We start from the raw sequence: 1,719 nt of genomic DNA, 5'->3' as shown, positions 1-1,719 counted from the left end.
GACCTACACGCTTACCCCGGCACAACCACCGGCCGGGATCAGCTACCTTCCTGCGTCACCCCATCGCTTGACTACTACCCGCCAGGTTCCCAGGCTCACCAGCATCAGTCCGAAGACCTCCACCAGATCACGTGGTTAGCACAACGAGGTTCATCATGGGCGCTCTTTCGCGGGTACGGGAATATCAACCCGTTGTCCATCGACTACGCCTCTCGGCCTCGCCTTAGGTCCCGACTCACCCAGGGCGGATTAACCTAGCCCTGGAACCCTTGGTCATCCGGCGGAAGGGTTTCTCACCCTTCATTCGCTACTCATGCCTGCATTCTCACTCGTGCCGCGTCCACAGCTGGGTCACCCCGCTGCTTCACCCCCGGCACGACGCTCCCCTACCCATCCACACACCTGCACCCACACCCAAAGGCATAGGCGAAGTAAAAATGTGAATGCCACAGCTTCGGCGGTGTACTTGAGCCCCGCTACATTGTCGGCGCGGAACCACTTGACCAGTGAGCTATTACGCACTCTTTAAAGGGTGGCTGCTTCTAAGCCAACCTCCTGGTTGTCTATGCGACCCCACATCCTTTTCCACTTAGCACACGCTTAGGGGCCTTAGCTGGTGATCTGGGCTGTTTCCCTCTCGACTACGAAGCTTATCCCCCGCAGTCTCACTGCCACGCTCTAACTTACCGGCATTCGGAGTTTAGCTGATTTCGGTAAGCTTGTAGGCCCCCTAGACCATCCAGTGCTCTACCTCCGGCAAGAAACACGCAACGCTGCACCTAAATGCATTTCGGGGAGAACCAGCTATCACGGAGTTTGATTGGCCTTTCACCCCTAACCACAGGTCATCCCCCAACTTTTCAACGTTGGTGGGTTCGGCCCTCCACACGGTCTTACCCGCGCTTCAGCCTGCCCATGGCTAGATCACTCCGCTTCGGGTCTAGAACATGCGACTAAACGCCCTATTAAGACTCGCTTTCGCTACGGCTACCCCACACGGGTTAACCTCGCCACATGCCACTAACTCGCAGGCTCATTCTTCAAAAGGCACGCCGTCACCCCTAAAGGCTCCGACGGATTGTAGGCGAACGGTTTCAGGTACTATTTCACTCCCCTCCCGGGGTACTTTTCACCATTCCCTCACGGTACTAGTCCGCTATCGGTCACCAGGAAGTATTCAGGCTTACCAGGTGGTCCTGGCAGATTCACGGCAGATTACAGGGGTCCGCCGCTACTCGGGAACATCCACAGAAGACCAGCCACTTTCACCTACCGGACTATCACCGACTACGGTTGGCTTTCCCACACCATTCGGCTAGCAACTGGCTTTATAACTTCTCGAACAAGTGTCAGCTTGTCCAGCAGAGTCCCACAACCCCGACCACGCAACCCCTGACAGGTATCACACGCAACCGGTTTAGCCTAAATCCGCTTTCGCTCGCCACTACTCACGGAATCACTATTGTTTTCTCTTCCTACGGGTACTGAGATGTTTCACTTCCCCGCGTTCCCTCCACACACCCTATGCATTCAGGTGCGGGTGACATCACATGACTGATGCCAGGTTTCCCCATTCGGACACCCTGGGATCACAGCTTGGTTGACAGCTCCCCCAGGCCTATCGCGGCCTCCCACGTCCTTCATCGGCTCCTGGTGCCAAGGCATCCACCGTCCGCCCTTGACAACTTGACCACAAAGATGCTCGCGTCCACTGTGTAA

Annotated in this window: 1 rRNA gene (only partly in view); it reads right to left on the bottom strand. The window is 56.4% G+C overall.

The window, feature by feature from the left end:
* Nucleotides 1-1,692: ribosomal RNA gene (locus AB0I42_RS05700) — 23S ribosomal RNA — on the bottom strand; it reaches 1,384 nt to the left of the window's first position.
* Nucleotides 1,693-1,719: the final 27 nt, after the last annotated feature.

It is taken from the genome of Polymorphospora sp. NPDC050346 (assembly GCF_040655695.1).
GTDB lineage: Bacteria > Actinomycetota > Actinomycetes > Mycobacteriales > Micromonosporaceae > Polymorphospora > Polymorphospora lycopeni.
The sequence above is the reverse complement of the archived record's forward strand: the minus strand, read 5'-3'. Positions and strand labels throughout refer to the sequence as shown.